Source organism: Ruegeria sp. G2, from assembly GCF_056533505.1.
In genome coordinates this window covers 173,561-199,762 of record NZ_JBQFON010000006.1, presented here as the reverse complement: position 1 = coordinate 199,762, position 26,202 = coordinate 173,561, and the positions used below count along the sequence as shown (strand labels likewise).

The 26,202-nt window shown below is 56.4% G+C and carries 21 protein-coding genes and 2 pseudogenes; 9 read left to right on the top strand and 14 right to left on the bottom strand.

Translation table 11 applies throughout. The features are described from left to right. Window positions 1-86: 86 nt before the first annotated feature. The 4 genes and pseudogenes from ACR0DU_RS13100 to ACR0DU_RS13085 form a co-directional block, all read left to right on the top strand. Window positions 87-2,343 (top strand): annotated as a pseudogene (locus ACR0DU_RS13100) (heavy metal translocating P-type ATPase); the annotation flags it as partial. Then, a pseudogene (gene cueR, locus ACR0DU_RS13095) lies at window positions 2,340-2,729 on the top strand (Cu(I)-responsive transcriptional regulator). The pseudogenes ACR0DU_RS13100 and cueR, both read left to right, overlap by 4 nt. Before the next feature lie 101 nt (window positions 2,730-2,830). Beyond that, window positions 2,831-3,703 carry an NAD(P)-dependent oxidoreductase gene (locus ACR0DU_RS13090; RefSeq protein WP_010441022.1) on the top strand — a complete coding sequence of 291 codons (873 nt, stop codon included), beginning with the start codon at window positions 2,831-2,833 and terminating at the stop codon, window positions 3,701-3,703. A gap of 105 nt (window positions 3,704-3,808) precedes the next feature. Continuing rightward, window positions 3,809-6,874 carry an aminotransferase class III-fold pyridoxal phosphate-dependent enzyme gene (locus ACR0DU_RS13085; protein WP_480875125.1) on the top strand — a complete coding sequence of 1,022 codons (3,066 nt, stop codon included), beginning with the start codon at window positions 3,809-3,811 and terminating at the stop codon, window positions 6,872-6,874. 46 nt (window positions 6,875-6,920) lie between these two features. Here the strand turns inward: ACR0DU_RS13085 and ACR0DU_RS13080 are convergent, their stop codons facing one another. After that, window positions 6,921-7,397 (bottom strand): hypothetical protein, encoded by a 477-nt coding sequence (locus tag ACR0DU_RS13080; protein WP_480875124.1) that lies wholly within the window; start codon window positions 7,395-7,397, stop codon window positions 6,921-6,923. Beyond that, a complete protein-coding gene (gene hemP, locus ACR0DU_RS13075; protein ID WP_010441016.1) occupies window positions 7,394-7,561 on the bottom strand; it encodes a hemin uptake protein HemP in 168 nt (55 codons plus the stop codon). The genes ACR0DU_RS13080 and hemP overlap by 4 nt, the downstream gene beginning before the upstream one ends. A gap of 220 nt (window positions 7,562-7,781) precedes the next feature. Here hemP and gph point away from each other — a divergent pair, with 220 nt between their 5' ends. Next, window positions 7,782-8,450 (top strand): phosphoglycolate phosphatase, encoded by a 669-nt coding sequence (gph, locus tag ACR0DU_RS13070; protein WP_480875122.1) that lies wholly within the window; start codon window positions 7,782-7,784, stop codon window positions 8,448-8,450. A gap of 219 nt (window positions 8,451-8,669) precedes the next feature. On the opposite strand, the gene ACR0DU_RS13065 is transcribed toward gph, so the two are convergent. Together ACR0DU_RS13065 and ACR0DU_RS13060 are read right to left on the bottom strand one after the other, a co-directional pair. Then, window positions 8,670-9,842, bottom strand: coding sequence for an acetate/propionate family kinase (locus tag ACR0DU_RS13065; protein ID WP_480875120.1), 1,173 nt, complete (start codon window positions 9,840-9,842; stop codon window positions 8,670-8,672). A gap of 210 nt (window positions 9,843-10,052) precedes the next feature. Continuing rightward, window positions 10,053-11,252, bottom strand: coding sequence for a cytochrome-c peroxidase (locus ACR0DU_RS13060; protein WP_480875118.1), 1,200 nt, complete (start codon window positions 11,250-11,252; stop codon window positions 10,053-10,055). Window positions 11,253-11,336: 84 nt separating this feature from the next. Between ACR0DU_RS13060 and ACR0DU_RS13055 the strand changes: the two genes are divergently transcribed. Continuing rightward, window positions 11,337-11,807: a tetratricopeptide repeat protein gene (locus ACR0DU_RS13055; RefSeq protein ID WP_480875248.1), complete on the top strand. Its 471-nt coding sequence runs from the start codon at window positions 11,337-11,339 to the stop codon at window positions 11,805-11,807. A gap of 30 nt (window positions 11,808-11,837) precedes the next feature. Here ACR0DU_RS13055 and ACR0DU_RS13050 read toward each other — a convergent pair whose 3' ends face one another. The 6 genes from ACR0DU_RS13050 to ACR0DU_RS13025 are packed head-to-tail and all read right to left on the bottom strand — an operon-like array spanning window position 11,838 to window position 17,410. Continuing rightward, on the bottom strand, window positions 11,838-12,899 hold the full coding sequence (locus ACR0DU_RS13050) for a TRAP transporter substrate-binding protein (protein ID WP_480875116.1): 1,062 nt from the start codon (window positions 12,897-12,899) through the stop codon (window positions 11,838-11,840). 20 nt (window positions 12,900-12,919) lie between these two features. Continuing rightward, window positions 12,920-14,209 (bottom strand): TRAP transporter large permease, encoded by a 1,290-nt coding sequence (locus tag ACR0DU_RS13045; protein ID WP_170476074.1) that lies wholly within the window; start codon window positions 14,207-14,209, stop codon window positions 12,920-12,922. After that, window positions 14,210-14,797 carry a TRAP transporter small permease subunit gene (locus ACR0DU_RS13040; RefSeq protein ID WP_170780772.1) on the bottom strand — a complete coding sequence of 196 codons (588 nt, stop codon included), beginning with the start codon at window positions 14,795-14,797 and terminating at the stop codon, window positions 14,210-14,212. A 53-nt stretch (window positions 14,798-14,850) separates the two neighbouring features. Then, the gene (locus ACR0DU_RS13035; protein ID WP_480875112.1) at window positions 14,851-15,366 is read right to left on the bottom strand and encodes a flavin reductase family protein; all 516 of its coding nucleotides are present in this window, start codon (window positions 15,364-15,366) and stop codon (window positions 14,851-14,853) included. Next, window positions 15,366-16,256: an aldo/keto reductase gene (locus tag ACR0DU_RS13030; RefSeq protein WP_319545358.1), complete on the bottom strand. Its 891-nt coding sequence runs from the start codon at window positions 16,254-16,256 to the stop codon at window positions 15,366-15,368. Before ACR0DU_RS13030 ends, ACR0DU_RS13035 begins: the two co-directional genes overlap by 1 nt. Beyond that, on the bottom strand, window positions 16,256-17,410 hold the full coding sequence (locus tag ACR0DU_RS13025; protein ID WP_480875109.1) for an LLM class flavin-dependent oxidoreductase: 1,155 nt from the start codon (window positions 17,408-17,410) through the stop codon (window positions 16,256-16,258). Before ACR0DU_RS13025 ends, ACR0DU_RS13030 begins: the two co-directional genes overlap by 1 nt. Window positions 17,411-17,515: 105 nt before the next feature. Between ACR0DU_RS13025 and ACR0DU_RS13020 the strand changes: the two genes are divergently transcribed. Further along, window positions 17,516-18,226: a GntR family transcriptional regulator gene (locus ACR0DU_RS13020; RefSeq protein WP_480875107.1), complete on the top strand. Its 711-nt coding sequence runs from the start codon at window positions 17,516-17,518 to the stop codon at window positions 18,224-18,226. Between the two features lie 12 nt (window positions 18,227-18,238). Then, window positions 18,239-19,339, top strand: a complete 1,101-nt coding sequence (locus ACR0DU_RS13015) for a Gfo/Idh/MocA family protein (protein WP_480875104.1) — start codon at window positions 18,239-18,241, stop codon at window positions 19,337-19,339. Window positions 19,340-19,348: 9 nt separating this feature from the next. Here ACR0DU_RS13015 and ACR0DU_RS13010 read toward each other — a convergent pair whose 3' ends face one another. The 4 genes from ACR0DU_RS13010 to rplK all read right to left on the bottom strand — a co-directional run bounded on the left by ACR0DU_RS13010 (window position 19,349) and on the right by rplK (window position 24,411). After that, complete coding sequence (locus ACR0DU_RS13010) at window positions 19,349-21,205, bottom strand: SLC13 family permease (protein WP_480875247.1); 1,857 nt, start codon at window positions 21,203-21,205, stop codon at window positions 19,349-19,351. Between the two features lie 243 nt (window positions 21,206-21,448). Beyond that, window positions 21,449-23,089: a glycosyltransferase family 32 protein gene (locus tag ACR0DU_RS13005; protein ID WP_480875102.1), complete on the bottom strand. Its 1,641-nt coding sequence runs from the start codon at window positions 23,087-23,089 to the stop codon at window positions 21,449-21,451. A 172-nt stretch (window positions 23,090-23,261) separates the two neighbouring features. Continuing rightward, window positions 23,262-23,960 (bottom strand): 50S ribosomal protein L1, encoded by a 699-nt coding sequence (gene rplA, locus ACR0DU_RS13000; RefSeq protein ID WP_010440987.1) that lies wholly within the window; start codon window positions 23,958-23,960, stop codon window positions 23,262-23,264. Between the two features lies 1 nt (window position 23,961). Continuing rightward, a complete protein-coding gene (gene rplK / locus ACR0DU_RS12995; RefSeq protein WP_010440985.1) occupies window positions 23,962-24,411 on the bottom strand; it encodes a 50S ribosomal protein L11 in 450 nt (149 codons plus the stop codon). A gap of 381 nt (window positions 24,412-24,792) precedes the next feature. Between rplK and ACR0DU_RS12990 the strand changes: the two genes are divergently transcribed. Next, the gene (locus ACR0DU_RS12990; RefSeq protein ID WP_480875100.1) at window positions 24,793-26,010 is read left to right on the top strand and encodes a peptidoglycan-binding domain-containing protein; all 1,218 of its coding nucleotides are present in this window, start codon (window positions 24,793-24,795) and stop codon (window positions 26,008-26,010) included. The last annotated feature ends 192 nt before the right edge of the window (window positions 26,011-26,202 follow it).

The window sequence follows — 26,202 nt, the reverse complement described above, 5'->3', positions numbered from 1 at the left end:
TTGACCTTCCAGTGACTGGAGTCTCCATATCGAGACCAAAGTATATTGCCAGGACGCCACGAATGGCCGAGTTACAACATACGCAGATCAGGATTACGGGCATGGGATGCGCCTCGTGCGTTGGCCGGGTCGAGCGTATTTTGCAGGCAAGCACGGGCGTGTCAGATGTGGCAGCCAATCTTGCCACGAAAAGCGCCACAGTGACCTATGCCGAGGGTGTGACCGAAACGGCAATGCTTGCGAAGACCTTGACCGAGGCGGGGTATCCGGCGCGCCCGGAGGCCGAGGACGACGCCGATCGTAATTGCAAAATAGATGAGTTTGCGGGACAGCGGCGCGCGACGGTGTTTGCGGCCATGTTGGCCTTGCCGGTTTTTTGTTTTGGAAATGGGCGGGCATATGATCCCTGCATTTCACCATTGGGTTCATTCTACCATCGGCCTTCAAACAAGCTATCTAATCCAGTTTGCGCTAGCTTCAGCGCTGCTTGTCGGTCCTGGCCGGGTGTTCTACGCCAAAGGTATCCCATCACTGCTGAGGGGCGCCCCCGATATGAACGCGCTGGTCGCTTTGGGGACAGGCGCGGCATATCTGTACTCGGTCCTCGCGACATTTGCGCCGCAGGTTCTGCCGCAATGCACAGCTAACGTTTATTTCGAGGCTGCGGCAGTCATCGTTGTACTGATCCTGCTGGGCCGTCTGATGGAGGCCCGCGCAAAAGGGCGAACAGGTGCAGCAATTCGCAAACTGGCCGGACTCCAACCCAAAACAGCTCGGGTCGAGAGGGATGGAACAACCCAAGACCAGCCTATCGCCGAGATCATTGTGGGTGACATCAATCAGATCCGCCCGGGTGAGCCCGTTCCCGTGGACGGCAACGTTTTGGACGGAACCTCGTATGTCGATGAGAGTATGAGTACCGGTGAGCCCATACCCATCGGCAAAGCCAAGAACGATCCGGTGGTCGGAGGAACGGTGAATGGAACAGGTGCCCTTCGCATTCGGGCCTCGTATGTAGGTTCGGATACCGTGCTGGCGCAGGTTGTCAGACTCGTCGAACAGGCACAGGGGGCAAAGCTACCCATTCAAACGCTGGTGGATCGAATCACCTACTATTTTGTACCTGCGGTGATAGGTGTGGCCTTATTGACGGTTGTTGCGTGGCTGATTTTTGGGCCCGCCCCGGCTTTACCGCTGGCACTGGTGGCCGGGGTTTCGGTGCTGATCATCGCCTGCCCTTGTGCGATGGGTCTGGCTACGCCGACCTCGATCATAGTGGGTATCGGGCGTGCAGCTGAATTGGGCGTGCTGTTCCGCAAGGGCGATGCATTACAGCAGTTACAACAAGCCAAAGTCATCGCCCTGGATAAAACTGGCACGCTGACTCTGGGTCGGCCAGAACTGGAAGAGATTGCGACAACAAACGGCTTTGACTGCGCCGAAGTCCTACGCCTGGCCGCGGTGGCTGAGGCGCAATCGGAACACCCTATCGCTACCGCAATCACGCGTGCATGTCCTGACAATTTGCCTGACGTGAAGGAATTCAACTCCCTGACAGGGTTGGGCTTGCGCGCGCAGGTCGAGGGGCATTCTGTATTGATTGGGTCTGACCGCCTTATGGTACAAACCGGCATCGACCTTGGTAGCCTGCGGCCTGATGCGCAGATACGTGCAGCCCAAGGGGCTACACCGATCTATGTAGCGATTGACGGACAAGCCGCTGCTGCGCTGACAGTTTCAGACCCACTCAAACCGGGCACGCCCGAGGCACTGACCCGACTGCATGAGATGGGTGTGACCCTCGCCATGGTCACCGGCGATAACGCGCAAACCGCACAGGCGCTGGCCGACAAGCTGGGCATTGACCACGTCACCGCCGAGGTACTGCCGGAGGGGAAGGTTGACGCAATCGAAAAGTTGCGAACCAGGTTTGGAACGCTCGCCTTTGTTGGTGTTGGCATCAACGACGCGCCTGCTCTGGCAAGGGCTGATATAGGTGTGGCAATCGGAACCGACACTGACGTGGCAATCGAAACCGCGGATGTCGTGCTGATGTCGGGCGATCTGCGCGGTGTCGCAAACGCGGTCGAAATCAGCCAGCGCACGATGCGCAATATTTGCCAGAATCTCGGTTGGGCTTTCGGATACAACACGCTGCTGATCCCGGTCGCAGCCGGAGCACTATATCCGTTAGGCGGTTATCTACTGTCCCCCGCACTGGCCGCCGCGGCCATGGCCTTGTCCAGCGTCTTTGTCGTATCCAATGCTCTGCGGCTGCGGCGCATCCGGACCAGCGTGCCGGGGGGCAGCGACAATTCACTTCGACGGGAGGCTGTAGCATGAACATCGGAGAGGTTTCGACCCATACGGGCTTGCCCGTCAAAACCATCCGTTACTATGAAGATATCAACCTGATCAAACCGCTGCGCGGCAACAATGGGTATCGTCGTTTCCGCGATTAGGACATTCACAAACTGAATTTCCTGGGTCGCGCCCGAACGCTCGGGTTCACTATCGAAGACTGCCGCACATTGCTGGCCCTTTACGAGGATGAGACCCGGGCCAGCTCTGACGTAAAACGCGTTGCGCGGGATCATCTGGCGCAGATTGACGCCAAAATTGCCGATCTCAGAGGTATGCGCGAAACGCTTAGCCATCTCATCGATGCGTGTGCCGGGGACGACCGTCTTGATTGCCCGATTCTGAAAGACTTGGGCGGCAAACTGTGACGCAGGGTTGCCCTTTAGCCCAACCTTTGATTTGTCTCTGCTGAACATCTCGCCCTGTTGTGCCGTCGAGGCCTGGGACGGATTACAAAGAGGATCATCACATGGCAAAAATCGCTTTCCTTGGTCTGGGCGTCATGGGCTACCCGATGGCCGGGCACCTTCAGGCCGCCGGTCACGACGTCACAGTCTATAACCGCACCGCATCCAAAGCAGAGGCCTGGGTTGCCCAGCATGGCGGAACCATGGCGCTCACCCCGCGTGAAGCCGCAGCAGGGGCAGAATTCGTGATGGCCTGTGTCGGCAACGACGACGATCTCCGCATGGTGTGCACAAGTGAGGATGGGGCCTTTCACGGAATGGCCAAAGGTTCAATCTTTGTGGACCACACTACGGTATCCGCCAAAGTGACGCGCGAGTTGTACGAAGCTGGCAAAGCTGATGGGATCGCTTTTGTGGATGCCCCGATCTCGGGCGGTCAGGCCGGGGCCGAGAATGGTGTATTGTCGATCATGTGTGGTGGCGATCAGGAGGCCTATGACGCAGCTGAACCGGTGATGCAGGTCTATTCCAAGATCTGCCGCCGCATTGGCGACAACGGTGCAGGCCAGATGACGAAGATGTGCAATCAGATCGCCATTGCTGGGCTGGTGCAAGGCCTCAGCGAAGCGCTGCATTTTGCTGAGAAGGCCGGTCTGGATGGCCGTGCTGTCGTCGAGGTAATCAGCCAGGGCGCTGCGGGCAGTTGGCAAATGGCAAACCGGTACGAGACCATGTTGGATGACCACTTCGAACATGGCTTCGCCGTGGATTGGATGCGCAAGGATTTGGGGATCTGCCTGAATACAGCAAATGAGACCGGCGCATCGCTGCCCGTTACCGCGCTAGTCGATCAATTCTACAAGGATGTGCAGAAGCTGGGCGGCGGCCGGTGGGATACGTCCTCGCTGTTCAAACGCCTGCGTGCTTTGAGCTGACGGCAGGGGGGCTGTCTGCCCCCCATCGCACCGGGGCGCGATCCCCCCGGAGAGTATTTTTGGCCAGATGAAGGGGATCAAGTTGGGAATGGCATGGGGTAATGCATGGGCGATCTGAATGCATATTGGGCTGGAAAGCTGCGTCAGAACTGGGGGCTGGAAGCCCGTCTAACGCGGTTGGATGGGGAATATGACCTCAACTTTCTAGTCGAGGCCACGAATGGGCAGGACTATGTGCTCAAAGTAATGCGGGCCGGATGTGACGCCGATCTGGTGGATTTGCAGATCAAAACACTAAAGCATCTCGATGCCGAGGCTCCGGGCTTGCCGTTTCCTGACGTTGTTTCTGATTTGAACGGAACCATGTTGCCTGAAATTGCTGACGCGGACGGGCAGCCGCGGCTGGTCTGGCTGCTTGAACGACTGCCAGGGCAGTGCTTTGCCCGCAGTGTGCCAAAAAACGAGGACCTGATCCTCAAGCTGGGGCGTGTTCTAGGGGCAACGGACCGGGCGCTGGAGGCGTTCAAGCACAAGGGCTTAAGTCGTGCAGATTTCAAATGGGACCTGACCCAAGCTGGTTGGATTGTTGATCAACTGGGGGCAATTTCTGATCCGGCACGGCGCGCGCGACTGCAACAGATAGCCTTGGAATTTGATGCCATCGGTGATCAGCTGAACGGCTTACCTAAACAGGCGATCCACAATGATGCCAATGACTACAATATCCTTGTTGAAGGTGAGTTGAGCGAACGTCGAAGCGTCTCGGGCCTGATCGACCTTGGTGATATGTGTGCGGCACCGCGTGTATGCGAACTGGCCATTGCCGGGGCCTATGTCGTTCTGGACCACCCAAAACCCGAACGCGCACTGGCCGCTTTGGTGCGTGGCTATCACGCCGCCAACCGTTTGCGACCTGATGAAATCGATCTGATCTGGCCCCTTCTGCAGATGCGGCTGGCAGTGTCGGTGGTGAACTCGACTCTGATGGCGGCCGAGAACCCGGACGACCCTTATGTGACAATCAGCCAGGCTCCGGCGTGGCGATTCCTGGAAGACGCGAAGATCAATGGCGCGCTCATGCCAGCCCGCCTGCGCGCCGCTTGTGGCCTGCCGGTAGTTGACGGAGCCGAGCGTGTCCACACCTACCTATCCAGCCATCGCGGGCATTTCGCACAGATGTTCGGGCAGGATTTATGCGATGCGCCGATGGGCTCGTTGTCTGTGGAAAATTCGACATGGCCACAAAATCCATTCCACATGCCGCTTGCTGAGGCGGCACGAGTCGGAGAGGAATTCGGAGAGGGCCTCTGGCTTGGCTATTACAATGAACCCCGCCTGATCTATGCGGAGCCAGGGTTCCGCAAGGGTCCGTGGAAAGCGTCGGATCGGCGCACTGTGCATCTGGCGGTGGATGTGTTTGCACCCGCCGGAACGGTGCTTCATGCGCCGCTGAGTGGTCGGGTCGAGGTGGTTGAGAACCGGGACGCTCATCTCGATTACGGTGGGGTGGTGATCCTGCATCACGAAACACCCGAGGGGGACGCGTTCTATACGCTATACGGCCATCTGGACCCCGAAGTAAGCGAGCGTTTGAAACCCGGTGATCCGGTGGCTCAGGGTGCGGCTTTTGCCCGGCTGGGCAATGCCAGCCAGAATGGTAGCTGGGCACCGCATGTGCATTTCCAACTGGCACTGACGACCGACGGGATGCAGGCCGACTGGCCCGGAGTTGCCGACCCGGATGAGATGGAACTGTGGAACGCGGTGTGCCCCAACCCGGCGGCTTTGTTGAACCTGCCGGATGAGAAGGTTTTCTATCACCCAACCGACAAGCAAGCTATCCTGCAAGACCGACGCGATCACTTTGGCGGCAACCTCAGCCTAACATATGACGATCCGGTCATGCTGGTGCGCGGTTGGAAGCATCACCTGTTCGACGAATGGGGGCGGCCTTATCTGGACGCATACAATAACGTGCCCCATGTGGGCCATGCACATCCGCGCATTCAAGCGGTCGCGGCGGATCAACTGAAGAGGATGAACTCCAACACCCGCTATCTGCATCCTGCGCAGACCGCATTTGCTGACAAGATTTTGTCGAAACTGCCAGATCACCTTGAGGTCTGTTTCTTTGTCAACTCGGGGACCGAAGCCAACGAACTGGCCTTGCGGCTGGCGCGCGCGCATACCGGGGCGAAGGGTATCGTGACGCCGGATCACGGCTATCACGGAAACACAAACGCAGCGGTGGCGATCTCGGCCTACAAGTTCAACAAACCCCGAGGGGTTGGGCAAGCCGATTGGGTGGAACTGGTTGAGGTCGCAGATGACTATCGCGGTTCGTTCCGCCGTGACGATCCCGACCGTGCCCGGAGGTTCGCGGATCTGGTTAATCCGGCGATTGAGGCATTACAGGCGAAAGGCCACGGCCTTGCGGGCTTTATCGCAGAAACCTTCCCGTCGGTCGGCGGGCAGATCATCCCACCAAAGGGCTATCTGCCTGCTGTCTACGAGAAAATCCGCACTGCCGGCGGGGTCTGTATCGCAGATGAGGTTCAGACTGGTCTTGGGCGATTGGGTGAACATTACTTCGGCTTTGAACATCAGGGCGCGCTGCCTGACATCGTGGTCATGGGAAAACCCATCGGCAACGGCCACCCACTGGGCGTGCTGGTCACCACCAAAGAAATCGCCCAAAGCTTCGACAACGGGATCGAGTTCTTTTCTACTTTTGGCGGCTCAACCCTGTCCTGCAGGATCGGGAAAGAGGTGCTGGACATTGTCGACGACGAAGGATTGCAAGAAAATGCCCGCGTCATGGGGGCTCGCCTGATGAAGGGCCTCATGCAGATTGAAGCAGACTTTTCCTGCGTTGGCGATGTGCGCGGTATGGGCCTTTTTCTGGGCGTAGAACTGATCAACCCAGATGGCTCGGAAAGTGGCGAGATCTGTAGCTACGTTAAGAACCGGATGCGCGATCACCGCATCCTGATTGGCAGCGAGGGGCCGAAGGACAATATCCTGAAAATACGGCCGCCGCTAACCATCGAAGCGGAAGATGTGGACATGATCCTTTGGGCGTTGCGGGAAGTACTTGCGGAGGTTGGGGACTATAGCCCCGCCCTCGAATGCGATCACGACCATCACCATGCAGGCTGTAGCTGCTGCTGAGTAAAACAAAACCCCGGCAAAATGGCCGGGGTTTTGCTACCACCGATCAGTGGAGCACCGCATTTGGGGGTTGGTGCCCTGTCGTCGGCAAAGGTACCGCTAAAAACATCCGGCGTAGAGCCAGCCCCAGTTCCTCGGACAATGAGGCCAATGCTGGGGCAAAATCAGGTCGCACAATCAGCGAGGCCATCATCATCGCGTCCTCGCGCGCGCCCTCGGACGCGGCGCCGATCATCTGGGCAAAGCAGTTCTCATCAGCCCCCAGACAGGCGCATCCCAAGCCATGGCGCACCAGCGGGCGGCGACCATGATGCGTACACAGTGAACACAGCCGATCCAAAGTCAGCATCGTGGCATGGCCCTGATCTGCGCCCAGCGCGATGTCGAAATCACTAGCAGCGTTGGCGCGGCCTTTGTCACCATCACCCCAGAGGCGCAGGTACATGACGGCACCGGCCTCAATGGGGCTCAGGTCGGTCAGACGACCGACGGCCGCCCCGCCGCGCGAAGAAGGTGCGCTCATTTGGTCAGGATCAGTTTGCCCGCGCGGGTGATGCGCAGTGTATAAAGCTGATCGCCCAGCTCGATATGGGCCAGATTGCCACCGTTTGTCAGGTCTTCTGCTTTATGAGCCGGCAGCATTGAAACAGCATAACTTTGCGTCGAGGAGGGGGTTTGCATGTTCATCGGGGCATCTCCAGAGCGTCTTTGGCACGTGGCCTGTCGGTTTGATTCGCTTGATCTGGCTGACCCTGAAGGGGTTGGCTATCTGTTCGTAAGATTAATCTGATAAAAATAGTAAGGTTTGTCAAGCCACAGTTTTGAAGCCACTTATTCGGCTCTCCATTGCGTCGTCACGAATTGCGACCTAGGCACTAATCATCAATAGTTATAGGTGGATTCGCAGATGACGGCAGTCGTTGTATTTGACCTGGACGGCACCTTGGTAGACAGCCTTGCCGACATCGCTACTGCAGCAAATCGAATGCTTGATGATCAAAGGCATCCGGCCTTGCCTAATGACACAATCCGTAGATTCGTCGGAAACGGTCTGCCTAAATTGGTCGAGCGTGTAATGACCCATTGCGGGATAGAGCCGGATCGGCACGCGGAACTGACGCAGCTTACCTTAGCGCACTACAATGCCGGCGCGTGCGACCAGACCGTCGTTTACCCCGGAGTCTTTGAGGCATTGGAAGAACTTCGTGAAATGGGTTGTGCTCTTGGGGTCTGCACCAACAAACCCGAAGCGCCGGCCAGGCATGTATTGAGCGAATTGAAGCTGCAGCCTTATTTCGACACGGTATTTGGCGGCGACACCTTGGATATCCGCAAGCCCGACCCAGCGCATCTGCACGCCAGCTTTGAGGCACTGCGGGCTGCCGGCCCGCACATCTTTGTCGGTGACAGCGAGGTTGATGCCGAAACAGCCCAGCGTGCAGGGGTACCGTTTTTGCTATTTGAACAAGGCTATCGCAAATCACCTATTTCGGACCTGCCGCACACGCTCAGCTATCAAGACAGCGCCAAGCTGCCTGCACTCGTTCGGCAAATCCTTCAAAACGATACGGTGTGAGCCTAGTCCCAAAAAAGTTGAGGGGCCGGCCAAGGGGGTAGGAAGCCAGCCCCTCATCGGGGGAAATTAGTGAAAGTGGTTGGGCACACTGGCCCAGTAGTTAATCAAAAGTTAACGCATCCATGGGAATCGCGAAATTGGGGGATTCCCGTAGTGTCGAAACATTTTTGTCTGATCCCAGAAAAAAACTTCAAACCGGCGCGCTTCGTAAGGGAAGATTCAACCGATCTGCGCAGCCGCCGCCCGCGCTATTACCAATTCCTCATTTGTCGGAATGACCATCAATTTCACGCGCGACAAATCGGTGGAAATATCCCGCCTGTTATCAGCGTTTGCATCATGGTCCAGCTCGATGCCCAACCATCCCATATCGGTGCAGATGCGATCACGGATGTAGGTCGAGTTCTCTCCGATCCCACCGGTAAACACGACCGCGTCCAGCCCACCCAGCACGGCGGCCAATGCACCTAGTTCGCGGCGTATCCGGAAGGTGTAATAATTGATTGCATTACGCGCACCCGGCGTATTCGACGCCTCGAGTGTGCGCATGTCATTGGTCATACCCGAAAGTCCCAGCAACCCGGATTTGCGATAAAGAAGATCCGATATCTCGTCCGCATTCATGCCCTGTTGATCCATGAGATACAGCACAACCCCCGGATCCAACTGACCGCAGCGCGTGCCCATAGGCAAACCATCCATGGCCGAAAATCCCATGCTCGACCCGACCGAGCGGCCTGCGATCATGGCACACATCGAAGCACCGTTGCCAAGATGGGCTACAACCACGCGCCCGCCGTGAATTAGTGGGGCGGTGTTGGCCAAGTGGTCCGAGATGTAATCATAGCTCAACCCGTGAAAACCATAACGCCGAACGCCTATGTCGTAATACTCGCTCGGCAATGCGAAGGTGTCATTGACCCAGGGGTGATGGCGGTGAAAAGCCGTATCGAAACAGGCAACCTGCTTGGCATCTGGGAACCTTTCCATTGCCGCGCGTGCACCATGCAGATTGTAAGGCTGGTGCAACGGCGCAAAAGGCTCGAGCTTTTCAAGCACCTGCAAACTATCGAGGGTCAGCAATATCGGTCGATCATTGTCCGGCCCGCCGTGCACAATGCGGTGCCCAACGGCTGCCACACGTGCAGCCGGGAACTCTCGCTCTAGAAAATCCAGAATGTAATCCAGTGCGCTAGCCTGATCGTGCAGAGCCTCGGACGTGGTATCAACAAGTACCCGGCCATCCGTGGTCTTTGCGCTGATATGTGCCGCTGCACTGCCAATGCTTTCAACCTCACCCGAGCAGATCAGCACCGGATCGTCTCCGGTGGTTGTGAACAACCCAAACTTGAGTGAAGACGAACCCGAATTCAGAGTAATGATATGGTCCATCAGAATCTACCCGACATACGTTCCCGTTGCAGAGTCGCATCCAAGGCAGCTGCATCCTGTATTGTGAAGCACCGCGTCAGATCTGCAATATCGCAATTCTTTAACTGATCATTTGGTTTGTAGTGGCAATGCATTGAATCTCTCGGCGGTGGATTTGACCGGAGCATTATGAGATTTCAAGCAAATGTCCAATGACATGGCCAAGCTCTTCTAGGGTTCAAAGCCCTCGGGCACACCAAAGAGCGGCGTATCAAGCGTCGTTCCCGTCAGAGCATGAAGAAAGGCAACTAGGTCGGCGATCTGATCATCCGTCAGATTTTGCGGGGTAATATCGATTTTGCGGCGCTGGCGAGCCATCTCCAAACTGTCTTCCCAGACGATGAAGTCGACACGTTCCAGCCACGGCACTTCGGGAAGGGCAGCCATATCTGAGGTCCATGTCGCAAGGCTTTCCTGCGGGTTCAGGTGATGGCGCACAATACCTTCAAGATCGGGAAACGCACCGTTGTGACCATAGGGCGCCGTTTTGGCGACGTTCCGTAGCATTGGCGTGCGGAACCGATAGGCGTCTTCCAGGCGATTGCTTTCACCCACACGGCCCACGTCGCGCGCATAAGGATCCCACTGACGGGTTTTCCCCGGACCAAACGCAGGCAACCCCAATGCATGGAAACTTTGATCCGAAAGCAATGGGCCAGAGTGGCAGGCAGAACAGCCCGCGTCGCCAAAGAACAGGGACATCCCTTCTTTTTGTTGTGGCGTCAGGGCCAACCGATCGCCGGCCAGAAATTGATCAAACGGACTGTCTGTGCTGCGCCATTCCAATGCCATGAACGCGGCCAGCGCGTTGGCGATCTGGGTAATCGTGATGTCTTCGGTCGTGTCGATTTCATCAAACGCACTGACCATGGCTGGGCCATAGAGAGGGTCGGTGCGGACGCGCTTCGCGAGGATCGGCCAACCTTTGTCGATGCGGTCATGCACCGCGCCCGTCACCTGATTTTCGGCGACATTACCAGCCATCTCGAACTGCGAGGTCAGCGGGAACAATGCTTGTGCGGCCAATAGGGAGTTCAATCCTTCCGGCAGCCACTCCTGTGCAGGTGAATTGAAGCCGTTGCCGTAAACGTCCGAGATACTCAGGCGGCCGTCGTGAAAGACCGTATGGATCTCCTTGGCCCCCAGATTCCACAAGCCCGGCGAGTTCCGCGGAATTCGCTTGCGGATCTTATCCGCCCCGATGCCGGGCGTGCGGTCCGGGCCTAGCCCTTGCCCGCCTTCGCCGATGCCCAGAGACAGCCCGTCCGAGGTGCCAAAATCCGGGTGATGGCAATGAGCGCAAGCAATGTTTTGGTTACCCGACAGGATAGGATCGTAAAACAGTTGATGACCGATAGCGGCCTGTTTCATATCAAAGGGAATGAAATCAGCATCCGTCAGCGGGCGCGGCAAATCCTGAGCCGCCGCAGCCCCGGCCAAGAGGAAAGCAACCCCATGCGTCAGTTTGTATTTGCCCTTTATCTGATTGCGACTCCGGCGCTGGCCGAGTTGGAACAGGCGCGTGATTTGATGGAAGCCGGGGAGTTTAAGGCCGCGCGCGAAGAACTGTTGCCAGCGGCGCGATCCGGCAATGCCGAAGCCGAAGAGTTGATCGGTGTGATGTACGGGCTGGGTCTTGGGGTCGAGCAAGACTATGAGCGCGCGTTCGAATGGTATCTGCGCGCCTCGATGAAGGGGCATCCGGGGGCGCAATCCGGCATCGGCTGGTATTATGAGCTGGGTCTGGGCATGCCTGCGCCTGATCTGGTGCGAGCCTACATGTGGTACACGCTCAGCGCGATCGGCGGCGACCCCGATGCGGCGATCAGCCTTGAGGAAGTGGTCAAGAAGATGTCGCCGGAGCAGATCGATAGGGCGCATGTTCTGGTCAACGACTACAAAGGGTGGATGTACCCGTTTCGGTGAGGGCCGGGCCCAAAGGCCCGACCCAACAATTTAGTTCAGGTCCGCATCACGCGAGGCGTTTACATCCGCCTCAGCCGCTGCAACGGCCGCGGTCAATGCGTTAAACACTTCATCTCCGCGTGCCACGTTGGACTGGAACCAGGCATAGACCGGCGTTGCAGCCTCTTTGAACGCGGCTTTCTGCTCGGGTGTAGGTACGTAGAGATCACCTCCACCAGCAACGAAATCTTCGTATGCTTGAATCGATTTGCGCTTGGGCGAGGCAAAGGTGGCCTGCTGCAGCGCATAGAAACCATCCACGACAACGCGACGCATGTCCTCGGGCATTTCCTGGAATTTGGCGTTGTTCATCCACCACAGCGCACCCATGTAAGCGTGACCATCAAGCGTGACGTATTGCAGACCCGCATCGGGGAATTTCATGCCCATGATGTCGGTGATGCCGTTTTTGGATCCTTCAACCACACCGGTCTGGAAGCTGGTGAACAGTTCCGGCCACGGGATTGGGGTCGGCGAGGCACCAAGGGCCTTAACCAGTTCTTGTGGCAGGTCGGCAACGACTGTGCGGATTTTCAGACCTTCCATATCGCCAGGCTCGGCCACACGACGCTGCGTATTGGCGAAGTTGCGCCAGCCACCGGTGTTGCCAATGGTCATCAAGCGGATCGCGCCGCCGGAATCTTCCAGTGCCATGTCGCGCATTTTGCGGGTGAAATCGCCTGACAACACGTGTTCGGCAATGCGGTCATCGGCCATCAGATATGGCAGGTCCAGAACCTGCACGTAAGGAAAGATGCCCGACGCGCCGCCAGAGGTGGAGATGTAGATGTCGATGGTGCCATCCGCCACGCCCTGCAGACACTCGGCACCGTTCGAGCAAAGCTGCGTTCCGATGAACAGCTCAACCTCAATGGCTCCGTTCGAGGCCGCCTCGACATAGTTTTTGAAAACGACCAGACCGTCATAGTCTTCGTCGTTTTCATTCGAGTTTGCTGTGGCGCGTAGCGTGTAGTCGGCGGCTGTCGCGGCAATCGCGGATGCAGCCACCAACGATGTGGCCACCGCTGCGGTTTTGATAATTCTTCTGAGCATGCGTTTCCTCCCTGTGAAACTCAGTTTGCAAATCCCGTTATCCTCGGGATCGTCATGGATAGTGCGGGGATGTATGTGATCAGGAAGATCACAATGATTTCGACTGCCAAAAACGGCAGGATGGCTTTGGCGATGGTTTCTACCCGCTCCCGCGACACTGCGGCGGCTACGAACAGAACCAGGCCCATTGGCGGTGTGGCCAGACCAACGGTCAGGTTGACGCTCATGATGATGGCGAAATGGATCGGATCCACACCGAGGCTGGTGAAGATCGGACCAAGGATCGGGCCAAGGATGATGATCGCCGGACCTGCGTCCAGAAACATACCCACGATGAACAAAAGCAGGTTGATCAGGAACAGCAGGATCAGCGGGTTTTCCGATAGGCTGAGGATTAGCGAAGCCAACTGTTCCGGCGCATGGCTGAGGCTGACCACCGTCTTAAACGCCATTGCCGCGCCCACCAACAGCAAGACGACCGCCGAGGTCATTCCCGCGTTGCTAAGTATTTCGGGAACTTCCTTCAAAGTAAGTGTGCGCAAAACAAAGAAACCGATGATGAAAGCGTATCCCACGGCCACCGCGGCGGCCTCGGTGGGGGTGAAAATACCGCCGAGAATACCACCCAGAATGATCACTGGTGTCATCAGCGGAAAGAAGGCCTTAAGGCTGGCCTGACGGCGTTCGGGCCAAGTGTATTTACGGCTCGCGACAGGGAAGTCATAACGATCGGCCATGACCTTGATCATAAGCATCAGGCCAACGCCAACCATCACACCGGGCACGATACCTGCTAGGAACAGGGCCGCCACGCTTTCGCCCATGACATAGGCATAGATGATCATGATGCCCGAGGGTGGGATGATCGGCCCGATCACTGAACTGGCCGCCGTGATCGCTGCGGCGAATTTGCGGGTATAGCCCTGCTTCTCCATCGCCGGGATCAGCATAGATCCAAGCGCCGATGTGTCGGCGACGGCAGAGCCGGACAGACCCGCGAACAGGATCGAGCTAAGCACATTCACATGCGCAAGGCCACCCCGCAGGTGGCCCATCAGGGCCTGGCTGAACTCGACCAGGCGGATGGTTATGCCGCCGCGATTCATCAGCTCTCCGGCAAGCATGAAAAACGGAATGGCCATCAGCGGAAAGCTGTCCATTCCGTTATAGACATTGCGATAGAGCAGCGTGATGTCGTTGGTTTGGCCACTCAGCCACAGCAAGATACCGGGTGCAGCCAGTAGCGCGAAAAAGACCGGCAGGCCGATCAGCAGGAACACAAGGAATGTAGGCAGAAACCAAATCAGCATCTATTCAGCCCCCACCGCAGCTTCGGGAATTTCGGGCAAAAGATGTGCTCCGCCCAGCATGGTCACTATGGATCGCAAGATCAGTTCGATATTCACCGAGATCAGCAGGATGATCCCCACCAGCAGCGAAGCCATCATCCAACTGCGCGGGATGCGGTACCATTCATCGAATCCAAAAGACGTGGGCAGATACAGGGCCGCGGTGGCAAACTTGCCGCCAAAACCTGTGACCTCGGACCAGCCAATATTGACAGCAACCAACAGCACGACCAGCGATATCAGCAGCAGGAACAGATTGAGCGAAAGGCCAAGCGCACGCGGCAGGAAACGCGCAAGCATGTCGATGGCGACAAACCCTCCGCGACGGAAAGCGGTGGGGGCCATCAGCCCCGTCATCCAGAGCATGCAGAACCGCGCAGCCTCGTCCGGCCATGGCAGGGCGTTGCCCAGAACGTATCGAAAGAACACTTGGATCAGGATTGCGATTACCATGACTGCAATCGCAACGACACCAACCGCGCGGCCCAATCGCAGCACGGTTTCGTTCACGAATGCAATCGGCGCTAGCGCCGATGCCAGTCCGCCCATGCGGATCCTCCCTTGTTCAGCTGCGGGTTTGCCCCGCAATCGTCATATCGCGCTTAGCGCTGCGCGAATTGGCCGAGTTTTCCGGCAAAGAAAGTCAGCGCGTCTCCATCCGCCATGCTGACCTTCAGAACTTTGCCCACCACGATCACATGATCGCCCGCATCGTGATAAGCGTGCTGCTCGCACTCGAACCGGGCAAGACTGCCCGGCAACAACGGGGTGCCATTTTCACACCGGTCATGCTCGATATCACGCAGCGCGTGGGCGTCATTCGAACACCCAAAGCATAGCTCGGCCTGTTCGGCAGACAGAACATGCACGCTGAAATGACGTGCCTCTTGGAAATAGCGGAACCGGCGCGAGTTGCGGTCTCCGGCCCACATCACCAAGGCTGGGTCCAGCGACAGGGACGAAAAGCTGTTGGCAGTAATACAGATCGGGCCATCTTCGCTGTCGCAGGTCACGACGGTAACACCGGTGGCAAAGCGGCCGAAGGCATCACGCAGGGTTCGCGTGTCGTCTTTATGCGGGATGAATGTGTGGTTCATATCGCGTGAGATTGCATTCATCATGGCACCTCATGTCCCAGCGCCGCCTCATACAGGCGGTACCAGCTTTCACGATCCAGCTTGACCTTCAAAGCATCCGAAACGCGCTTGATGCGGCCCAGATTATTTGTGCCCAGAACCGGCAGGATGTTTGCCGGATGCGCGAGCAGGAAGGCAACGGCCACTGCCGCTCGGTCCACGCCGAATTCTGCGGCGATCTCATCCGCTACAACACCGACCGGAGGGTTCCCGGCCATCAAAAGGCCGCCGCCAAGCGGGGACCACGCCATCAGCGGATGTCCATGCTGCTGATGGAACGCCAGATCACCGTTAGTGAACGGGCCGATTTCTCCAAGCGAGATTTCAATCTGATTGGTGACCAACTGGGTTTTCATTGCCGACTGCAGCAGAGACCAATCCCAAGGGCGGAAGTTTGACACGCCTACAGCCCCGACCTTGCCACTGGCAACCACCTCGTCCAGCACTGCACCGGTTTCATTGTGGTCCATCATTGGATCAGGGCGGTGGATCAATAGCAGGTCGATGTGGTCAATCGCCATTTCCGACAGAGACGTATCCACCGATTTCAGAATATGCGCGCGCGACGTGTCGTAGTATTTGACCTTGGCATCCGCATAGCGACCCATTGGCGCGACGATGTCACATTTGGTGACGATCTCCATCTTCTGGCGCAGGCTGGGATTGGCGCGCAAGGCGTTGCCCAGAACAGCTTCGGCTGCGTATCCACCGTAGATATCTGCCTGGTCGAAGGTGGTGATCCCTTGATCCAGACAAGCCTGTATCTTGGCCTCGACATGCGCTGTCGAGGTGTCACTGTCATCACCCAAGCGCCACATGCCATAGACAAGGCGGCTCATTTCCAGCGTGTCAGATAGTTTCACACGTTGCATTAGCGACGAACTCCGTTGCCCAGCGGGGTCGCCGGGGTGGTTGCTGGCACGCGTCCGTAGGCTTCGGGAAGCGAGCAGGTTTTCAGGTTGGGCATCACGCGGGCGCCAAAATGCTTGGCCTCGTCCATGTGCGGATAGCCCGAGAAGATGAAGGCGCGGATGCCCAGCTTCTGATACTCTTCAATCTTAGACATAACTTGATCGGTCGAACCGACCAGCGCAGCACCACAGCCCGAACGCGCGCGACCGACACCGGTCCACAGGCCGGGTTCGACATAGCCATATTCATCCGCCAGATCACGGTTCTTGGATTGATGCGCCACACCCAACGATGTCGCGTCCAACGCCCTCTCGCGGATCGCGCGACCGTATTCGTCATCCAGTTTCGAAACGATGTAGTCGGCGTATTCCTGTGCCTCAGCCTCGGTATCGCGAACAATCATGTGGACGCGCAGACCGTAATCCAGAGTACGATTGTAATTCTCGGCAACGGCATGAACGGCTTTCATCCTCTCGGCCAACTGATCCTTGGTTTCTGGCCACATCAGATAGACATCGCAATGCTCGCCGCACAGGTCCAAAGCAGACGGGGAGTAGCCGCCAAAATACAGAAGTGGGCCACCAGCCTGGTAAGGCCGGGCCGGGTCCGTAGTCAGGCTCGAAAAATTGTAGACCTCGCCCGCATGGTTAATCTCATCGTGCGTCCAGGCCTGTTTCAGAATCTCAACCACTTCGCGCGAACGCTGATAGCGAAACGCACTGTCGGCTTTCTCGCCCGGGAAATCGGACGAGATGATGTTGACCGTCAACCGCCCCTTGAGCATGTGGTCCAGCGTCGCGATGGTACGGGCCAGCATGATGGGCTGCATCTCACCACAGCGCACGGCGGCCAGTAGGTTGATTTTTTCGGTAATCGGCGCGCACCCTGCGACAAAGCTCAGGGTGTCCTGTCCGACCTGATATGACGATGGGCAAAGGATGTTGCGAAAACCTTGCTCCTCGGCCTCTTTAACGATGCCCGAGCAATGCTCCCAACTGGATCGCAGATCACCATCGGGCACACCCAGAAACTGGTAGTCATCCGAGCAGAGCGCTGCAAACCACGAAACCTCGGCCGCATCCAGGTCGGGGGATGTGATGGGGACGATGGTCATTTGATTCACGCTCCGTACATCTTTGACTTTCCTCTTGCGTAGCAAGCGCATTGATGTAGATCAATAGTGTATCAATTTTTCCTGCGACCGAGTGAAGCGCCCTCAATGTCCTCCAACAGCCGCAACCCAAATGCCCTGCCGATCTATGTCCAGATCTCAGAGCTGCTGATCCGCGATATCGCGGCGGGTCGCCTGATTGATGGTGAGCGTCTTCCGCCCGAACGAGACATGGCCTCCAACCTGAATGTCTCGGTCGGGACCTTGCGGAAATCCCTCGCCGAGCTTGAGAAAAAAGGCATGTTGGAGCGTATTCAGGGTTCGGGCAACTACATCCGCGAGACTGGAACGCAGAACAGCGTCTATGCGATGTTCCGGCTGGAATTACCCGAAGGCGGCGGGTTGCCGCGCGCTGATATCCTATCGGTTGATCATCTGCAAAAGCCCGCAGACCTGCCGGAATTCGGCCTGTCTGATCACGGTTCGCGGGTGCGCCGGATGCGCTATTTGAATGACACAATCATCGCGGTCGAGGAAATCTGGCTGGACGAATCGGCTGGGACCATCGACCAGAACCTGCTGTCCGACTCACTTTATCGCTATTACCAGCAACAGCTTGGCTTCTGGATTACTCGGGCTGAGGATCGCGTTTCCATCGGTTCATTGCCCGGCTGGACGCCTGAAGGCTTCACCAAACCTGCCGGACATACGGTCGGTTACATCGAACGGTTCAGCTGGTCTGAGAAAGCCGAACCTGTCGAGTTTTCAAAAACATGGTTCGATCCGAATCGGGCCAAATACGTTCAACGCCTGAAGTAAAAGGAACTGCGCATGACCCGGACCACCAACTACGGGCTGATCGGATGCGGCATGATGGGGCAGGAACACCTGCACAACATTGCTCTGCTTGAGGGCACACGCGTCGCCGCAATCTTCGAACCTGACCCGGAGATGGCGCAAAAGGCGCAGGCGATTGCGCCCGATGCGAAGATGGTGTCTTCCATTCAGGACCTTCTGTCGGTCAGTGACCTAGACTGTCTGGTCATCGCCAGCCCCAACCACCTGCATGTCGATCAACTGGCCGAGATTGCGGAAACCCGCCCCCTGCCCCTGTTGATCGAGAAACCGTTGTTCACCAACCCCACAGATCTTGCCCGGCTTGAGGAACTGGAACGCAGCTACCCTCACCCGATCTGGGTGGCGATGGAATATCGCTATATGCCCCCTATTACGGCGCTGATCGATGAAGCAGCAACCGCCAGTGGTGGGATCAAAATGCTCTCGATCCGCGAACACCGTTTCCCGTTTCTTGAAAAGGTCGACAACTGGAACCGGTTCAACCGCAACACCGGCGGTACGTTCGTTGAAAAGTGTTGCCACTTCTTCGACCTCATGCGCCTGATCCTGCAATCCGACCCGGTTCGGGTTTCGGCGAGCGGCGGCCACGCTGTCAATCATTTGGATGAGGATTATAACGGCAATACGCCGGATATTCTGGACCACGGTTATGTCATTGTCGATTTCGCCTCAGGCGCGCGCGCGATGCTCGAGCTTTGCATGTTCGCCGAGGGGTCGCGGTATCAGGAAGAAATCACGGCCATTGGGCCCAATGCTAAGATCGAAGCGCTTGTGCCCGGCCCGGCCCGGTTCTGGCCCGAACATCTGGGCGACGCGCCGGTACCACAGCTGATCATCAGCCCCCGCGCACCTAAAGGTCCAATCCAGAGAGAGATCCCGGTTGATCCCGAGTTATTGGCGGCTGGCGACCACAATGGCTCCACTTATTATCAGCACAAAGGTTTTCTGGAGTTGATCCGGGGTGAGCGCGCCAAACCCGAGGTCTCTCTGGGTGATGGGATTTGGGCCGTACGCATCGGTCTTGCGGCGCAGCAAGCATCCGAACAGGGCCAAACAATCAACCTGTCTGGATAGTCATCAGGGTTAGAAGATCACGTTCAGCATCAACAGCGAGACGATCAGAAATATGATCGTCATGACGCCGCCGGAACGCACGAAATCCATAACCTTGTACCCTGCGGGCCCCATGATCAGCGCGTTGACCTGATGGGTCGGGATAATGAAACTGTTCGAGGTCGAAATCGCGACGGTCAGCGCAAAGACAGCGGGGTTGCCACCGGCGGCAACCGCGATTGAAACCGCAAGGGGCACCAGCAGAACTGTGGCCCCGACATTCGACATCACCAGCGAAAACGCTGTCGCCAGAATGGCTACACCGGCCTGGAGCGCCCAGATCGGCCATCCGTCCAGGATGATCATGATCTGTTGCGCAATCCATGCTGCAGTTCCCGTATTCTGCACCGCTTGCCCCAATGGGATCAGGCAGGCCAAGAGAAAGACCGTGTTCCACCCGACCGCGCGGTAGGCCTCGTCCACGCTCAACACGCGGGTCAGCATCATACCCGCAGCACCCGTCAGCAGGCAAAGTGACAACCGGACATCTGTGAATAGAATTAGCGACAAAGAAATCACGAAAAACAAAAGCGCCCAGCCAACCTTTTGCGGGCGTAATTCGTCTTGCGGGAAATCAGACGTGACCACAACAAAATCCGGGTCACGCTTGATCCGCATCAGGTTGTCCCAACGGGTATGGGCAACCAACATGTCACCGGCCTTGAACTTTTCAAGACCGATTTGCGTGGATTCGTGTGTCTCTGTTTCGACATGGCTTAGCGTTTCCTCCCCCCGATGGATGGCGAGCAGAGACATTCCGTAAGTTTTTCGAAACAGCAACTCCCTCGGGCATTTGCCGATCAGCTTGCTCTCGGGCGTCACGACCACCTCTGCGACCCCGGCATTTGTGGGTGCAAACTCTTCGACAAACACATCCAGATCCGGCAGAACGGTCAGCCCGTACTTTTCAGCAAATTCTTCGACAACCCAACGCCGCCCCACAATCGCCAATCGGCATGGCGCGGCGATCTCGGCTGTCAGCACCTGAACCATCGAGGTCTTGCCGCGATAAAAGGTCGAGATGATATAGAGGTGATTTTCAAAGTTGATGTCGGCCAGAATTTGCCCAACCAGAGGGCTGTCGGCCGGTACAACAACCTCAAACACGTCGGCTTTCAGCCCATAAACCCGCTGAAGATATTCCTGCGTCCCGCGCCCGGTACCGGTGCTTTCCGAACCTGAATCACCCGGCAAAACCCATCGCCCCAGCAACAGGAAATACGCGATACCCGTCAAAATCAGCACCGCACCTATGGGCGTGACCGAGAATAACCCAAAAGGCTCCATACGCTGTGCTTCAGGCAAACCTTCATTCGCAGTTTGAATCAAATCATTCAGAAGGATCAGAGGAGAAGAGCCCACCATGGTCATCGTGCCACCCAATATGGCGCAAAACCCCATCGGCATTAGCAATCGCGACAGCGGGATCCCTGATCGAGATGAGATCCGGCTAACCACAGGAAGAAACAAAGCCGCGGCACCGACATTCTGCATGAATGACGAGATCACACCGACGGTGCCTGAAATGATGGGTAAAACCCGTCCTTCCGACTTGCCACCATATTTCAGGATAACAGAGGCGACTTTGTTCATCAGCCCTGTCTTGTCCAGCCCCGCACCAACGATCATTACTGCAATGATCGAAATGACCGCATTCGACGCAAATCCGTCAAACAGATGCGGTACATCTGCCAGATTCTCAAGGCCGGGCGCATAGCTCAGCAAACCGACGACGACCAAAACGAGAATAGCGGAAAGATCGATCCGGACGATTTCAGACACAAACAAGAAAACCGTGAACGCCAAAAGCCCCGACACCACGGCCATCTCATAGGTAAATGCCAATTGCTCCACTGGGATCACCGGGCTTAAATCGTAAACTTAATTAACATTTCTAGGCAATTGCCCGGTGTCTGTCATGGTATTTGTGATCCTTGTGCAAAATCAAAACCATTATCAGGTTCTACCCACCTCCATATCAAGAGACCTGAACATACAAACACCCCGCAATTAGCGCCAAAGGCAGATCGCCATTTTGTAGAATAGCGTGGATGGTCGCTAATCGTTTCGTCAAACAGCTGACTCCAGTATGTCGCGGGCAGCGCACTGTTGAACATTTGGATCAAGCTCGGCCAAAGCAGAGCGGAAATCTCGACCCCACAAATGGAACCCAAATGTGGTGGGTGTCACCAAATCTGAAAGCCGGGTTCCTGCTTGAAACAACGTAGGTATTTCTCGACTGGAAATATAGTAAAATGCGGTGCTGTCATGAGCGTATTTGCGTTCGCCTGACATATTCAATGCAGTCGTCAAAGCTCTTGGGCCAGTTGACCCCCAACGCAAGCGCCCAAAAGGTTTCTCTCGTTGCGCCTCAACCGCCGCGTTCAATCCCAAAAGTGCCGGCGAATCCTTCCAGGCCTCAGAGGCCAAACGGTCCTCCTCGAACACCTCTCCCAACAGAGCTAGCGATTTACTATGCGCCGGAAGCCCAAAAACCGCATTATTCACGAGTGAATGATACGTTTGATGCCTTGGAAGATCCGGCAAAACACATCCAACACAAAAACCTGCACGAGATTCAGCCGAAGCCATGAGCCTCTCGGCCGAAGCGACCATGTACATATCGGTATCAAGCCAGATCATGCCGGTCTTACTAACCAAATGATACCTGAATATGTCTGCGTGTATCGCTGGGCTTTTGTGCCTTACATGCCGAATGACCCTGCCTGGCTCATATATTTCTCTCGCATCAAAATACTCCACCCCTTCTGGCAGGTTTCGGATCGGCTCGTAAGAAAAGACAATAGGATTATAACCAAAGTCCTTCATGGAATTGAGGCAAGAACGTTCCAGTTTTCCCGGCTCTCCCCCCATCCAGAGTGTCCCAAATTTTTGGTCCTTCTTTTGCTCGCTTCGCTTCTTGGGCAACGCGGCATTCTTTAGCTTTTTCTTTGGCTTTAAGTGCAGCCAACGCATTGGGTATCTACGTCCCTCGGATGCAAGCACCCAAGTCAAATCATCTGGCATATGCAACTCATTCCGAAGCTGCAAAAGATCGCGTTTTGTATCGTCAACCAATTCGACATCAAATAAGATCTGTGCGTCGCGAATTAGCCTTTCTTCTTTTTCGTTGCCCAACCAAACGCCACTGGAGTGCAACTCAATCAGAAACTCTGAAGACTTGAATTCACTAAGAAATTCGAAGGTTAAAAGTTCGAACTCACCGCCTTCGATATCAATCAAGAAAAACAAATCCTGAGGCTGATACCTACTAGACACCAGTTCGCGAATTGAAGTGTCCGTAGCGGTGGCAGCAATCTCGACCCTGTCGCGAACACCATTCGCGTGCAGGGTCTTTCGGATGATCTGTCGAGCTTTGCGTCTTTGTTCGAAACATAGGCTTCGCTCGAAATGGCCCGCTTGCACCAAACCAACGCCCCAATAGCCATCTGCCGCCCCAAGATCGACGAGTATCGGCTTTGTGCTTTCCACGAAAATAGGTTGATTTTGTTGTTCGTAGATCCCCAGCAATTTCGTGAACAAATCTGCTTGCCCCCAACTGCTTTCTTCAAGCAACCGGAAATCGCGAAGGCAGCCGCCCATGACGTATCCACCACGTTCCTTAAATAGTTGGTTACCTATGTCCCTCCGATACTGGACGATCTGACGCTTTAACTGCCGCAATTCTTTTGGAGATTTGCTCGGACGCATGGAACGCTCTTGATAGAACCGAAATTTGGACCTTTTCTAGCGCAAATGTCTAATAGCGAAACCATCTCCCAACTTGTCGGCATTATTTGTGACATCAATGCAGCGGCAACGCGGAACAAAAAAACCCGACCAACACCTGTTGGCCGGGTTTTCTGAGAGTATTTCGAAGAACTTATTCGCCCGCAGCAGCCGCCACGTCCAAAGTTACACCCGGGCCCATCGTCGAGCTCAGTGCGATTTTCTTCATGTATGTACCTTTAGCGCCCGACGGCTTGGCTTTGGCCACAGCCGAGATGAAGGCACGAACGTTTTCGACCAGCTTGGCTTCGTCGAAAGACGCTTTGCCAACACCAGCATGCACAACGCCGCCTTTTTCCGCCTTGAACTGAACTTCACCACCTTTGGCTGCTTCCACGGCCGCTTTCACGTCCATGGTCACGGTGCCAACCTTGGGGTTGGGCATCAGGTTGCGGGGGCCCAGCACTTTACCCAGACGGCCAACGATCGGCATCATGTCCGGGGTTGCGATGCAGCGATCGAATTCGATGGTGCCGCCCTGAATAGTTTCCATCAGGTCCTCTGCGCCAACGATATCTGCGCCAGCTTCTTTTGCTTCGTCAGCTTTCGGGCCGCGAGCGAAAACAGCAACGCGCATCGCTTTACCGGTGCCGTTCGGCAGGCCAACAACGCCGCGAACCATCTGGTCTGCGTGACGGGTGTCAACACCCAGGTTCAGAGCGATCTCGATGGTCTCATCGAATTTCGAAGTTGCGTTGCCTTTGACCAGGGAAACTGCTTCTTCAACCGACAGGTTTTCCTTGCCAGCGACAGCTTCGCGCGCAGCGCGGGTACGTTTACCGAGTTTTGCCATCTTACTTCACCTCGATGCCCATAGAGCGGGCCGAGCCCAGGATGATCTGCATTGCGCCTTCGACGTCGTTGGCGTTCAGATCTTTCATTTTGGCTTCGGCGATTTCGCGAACCTGCTTCGAGGTCACGGTTGCCACGGTCTCGCGACCTGGGTTTTCCGCACCGCGGGGGCGGTTACGCTTGCCAACCGGCTTCAAACCAGCCGCTTTTTTCAGGTAGTAAGACGCGGGCGGCGTCTTGATGTCCATGGTGAAGGACTTGTCCTGATAGTAGGTGATCACGGTCGGGCACGGAGCGCCGGGCTCCATGTCTGCGGTCTTGGCGTTGAACGCCTTGCAGAATTCCATGATGTTGATGCCGCGCTGACCCAGCGCCGGACCAACTGGCGGCGACGGGTTCGCCTGACCTGCAGGAACCTGCAGTTTCATTGTACCAGCAAGCTTCTTGGCCATTTGGTTTTCCTTTCAACTTAGGCGGGACGCGTCCCACCCAGATTATGTTGCGTGGTCCGGCCCAAGATCGCGATCTCAGTAACCTCCCACGAGAGAATCTCGCCCGAAGACGATAGTGGCGGCGTTTACAGTGGAACGAAGACGTTGGCAAGTGGCCGACGACCAATTGGGCCATATCGAATCGCGCTTCGCAGCATCGAGAGTGAGTTCTATGGATGAGCGGTCTCGCCACCAACGTCGCGTGAACAGCTAACTATCCCATAGCGCGACAGAAATTCCAGATACTCCGCGCACAATCAGCCAATTGTCGCCGGTTTCACCCGCGCGTGCTTAGCTGTGCTATACTCAGCGAAATTAGTGATTTTTGAGTGGAGGTTGATTATGATCATTCGTTTTATTCTATCGTTGGGTATCGCTATTTCTATTGCAGCAATAGCCCCTCAGAATGCGCGCGCTGACGCTGGGGATTTCATCGGCGGTGCTGTCGTCGGAGGGGTCGCTGGATATCTTATTGGCAAAGATCAGCAAAAAAAGAAGACACAGTCATCGACAGCGACCCGAACCTACCGGCAAGGTATCCCATCCACCACTCAAGGGGCGCAAACCCAAACGGCACTGAATTACTTTGGCTACAATGCCGGTCGTGTTGACGGTCAGGTCGGGCGAGGCACCCGCTCCGCCATCGAACGTTATCAGGCCTCAATGGGTTATCCCGTAAATGGGCATGACTTTCAGCCTTATCAATATGACTTCCTGCAGCAGGCTTATTACTGGGCGACAAGCGGTGGACAGGCAGCCACGCAGCTCTCGGGTCAACCGCTGTTGATGGAGTACCGCCGACAGGTTCAATCAGGATCTTCTCTGGCTGCGGCACCTCAGGCTCCAGCTCAGGCTATTCCGGTTATCAAGCCCCAAGATACCGAAGCCGCAGCGAACACCACTGAAAAAGCATCTGCGAGCCTGCCGACTCTGTTTTCCGGCGGCACCGGAGGTCCATCGCTGGCAAATCGTTGCAGCGGGGTCATGCTGCAAACCTCGACCAACGGAGGCTACACAACGCTTTCGAACATGACGGATGCCGACTTTGCACTCAGCGAGCAGTTTTGCCTTGCCCGCAGCTATGCGATGGCGCGCGGTGAGGATCTGATGCAGGATATCCAGGGCCTGACACCCGATCAGGTATCTGCCCAATGTGCCTCGTATGGTGAGATGCTGGCACCCCAAGTTGACGCCCTTTCCATCAGTTCGAAAACAGAAGCTGAAACGCAGGTTCGCAAAATGGCGCTGGATTCTGGATTGAGCCCCGCGGATCTCGCTGCGACGAGCAAGGTCTGTCTGGCGATGGGCTACCGTCAGGACAACATGGATACCGCCGTTGGCTCTGCGCTCATGCTGGTTGCGATGGGTGAACCCGCCTATGGAGAGCTGGTGGGCCACCACTTACGCGAAGGATTTGGCGTGCAGGAGCGTCGCGATCTTGCGATGCAGTGGTATGATGCGAGCCTTTCGGCACTGGATGCCGGTTCACAGGCTGTCTTCCTGCCGTCCCAGACCGACCGTCCACAACTTTTGCGGGCGGCTATGATCCAGTCGCAATAAGACGATACGCAATTCGGTATCGGCCCCTGTAGGTTTCAAAACGCGCCGCGTCGCTAGCTGCGTTGCGGCGTTTATTCCGGTCGCGTAGCATGGCTCATCCCGTGATCGCGCGCCTTTCAATCTGGGATGAAAGCCTCTCCCCAAATATTGTGACCGCAACTACGCTTAACGCTGAATACCTTGGGGCGGAGT

Excerpts from the sequence above, each read along its gene's own strand:
- ACR0DU_RS13030 (WP_319545358.1), bottom strand. The coding sequence starts at position 16,256 with ATGCAACGTGTGAAACTATCTGACACGCTGGAAATGAGCCGCCTTGTC.
- rplK (WP_010440985.1), bottom strand. The coding sequence starts at position 24,411 with ATGGCCAAGAAGCTTGCTGGTACAATGAAACTGCAGGTTCCTGCAGGT.
- gph (WP_480875122.1), top strand. The coding sequence starts at position 7,782 with ATGACGGCAGTCGTTGTATTTGACCTGGACGGCACCTTGGTAGACAGC.
- ACR0DU_RS13040 (WP_170780772.1), bottom strand. The coding sequence starts at position 14,797 with ATGGGCGGACTGGCATCGGCGCTAGCGCCGATTGCATTCGTGAACGAA.
- ACR0DU_RS13015 (WP_480875104.1), top strand. The coding sequence starts at position 18,239 with ATGACCCGGACCACCAACTACGGGCTGATCGGATGCGGCATGATGGGG.
- ACR0DU_RS13055 (WP_480875248.1), top strand. The coding sequence starts at position 11,337 with ATGCGTCAGTTTGTATTTGCCCTTTATCTGATTGCGACTCCGGCGCTG.
- ACR0DU_RS13085 (WP_480875125.1), top strand. The coding sequence starts at position 3,809 with ATGGGCGATCTGAATGCATATTGGGCTGGAAAGCTGCGTCAGAACTGG.
- ACR0DU_RS13020 (WP_480875107.1), top strand. The coding sequence starts at position 17,516 with ATGTCCTCCAACAGCCGCAACCCAAATGCCCTGCCGATCTATGTCCAG.
- ACR0DU_RS13005 (WP_480875102.1), bottom strand. The coding sequence starts at position 23,089 with ATGCGTCCGAGCAAATCTCCAAAAGAATTGCGGCAGTTAAAGCGTCAG.
- ACR0DU_RS13090 (WP_010441022.1), top strand. The coding sequence starts at position 2,831 with ATGGCAAAAATCGCTTTCCTTGGTCTGGGCGTCATGGGCTACCCGATG.
- ACR0DU_RS13065 (WP_480875120.1), bottom strand. The coding sequence starts at position 9,842 with ATGGACCATATCATTACTCTGAATTCGGGTTCGTCTTCACTCAAGTTT.
- ACR0DU_RS13060 (WP_480875118.1), bottom strand. The coding sequence starts at position 11,252 with ATGAAACAGGCCGCTATCGGTCATCAACTGTTTTACGATCCTATCCTG.
- ACR0DU_RS12990 (WP_480875100.1), top strand. The coding sequence starts at position 24,793 with ATGATCATTCGTTTTATTCTATCGTTGGGTATCGCTATTTCTATTGCA.
- ACR0DU_RS13035 (WP_480875112.1), bottom strand. The coding sequence starts at position 15,366 with ATGAATGCAATCTCACGCGATATGAACCACACATTCATCCCGCATAAA.
- hemP (WP_010441016.1), bottom strand. The coding sequence starts at position 7,561 with ATGAACATGCAAACCCCCTCCTCGACGCAAAGTTATGCTGTTTCAATG.
- ACR0DU_RS13025 (WP_480875109.1), bottom strand. The coding sequence starts at position 17,410 with ATGACCATCGTCCCCATCACATCCCCCGACCTGGATGCGGCCGAGGTT.
- ACR0DU_RS13045 (WP_170476074.1), bottom strand. The coding sequence starts at position 14,209 with ATGCTGATTTGGTTTCTGCCTACATTCCTTGTGTTCCTGCTGATCGGC.
- ACR0DU_RS13050 (WP_480875116.1), bottom strand. The coding sequence starts at position 12,899 with ATGCTCAGAAGAATTATCAAAACCGCAGCGGTGGCCACATCGTTGGTG.
- ACR0DU_RS13080 (WP_480875124.1), bottom strand. The coding sequence starts at position 7,397 with ATGAGCGCACCTTCTTCGCGCGGCGGGGCGGCCGTCGGTCGTCTGACC.
- ACR0DU_RS13010 (WP_480875247.1), bottom strand. The coding sequence starts at position 21,205 with ATGGCCGTGGTGTCGGGGCTTTTGGCGTTCACGGTTTTCTTGTTTGTG.
- rplA (WP_010440987.1), bottom strand. The coding sequence starts at position 23,960 with ATGGCAAAACTCGGTAAACGTACCCGCGCTGCGCGCGAAGCTGTCGCT.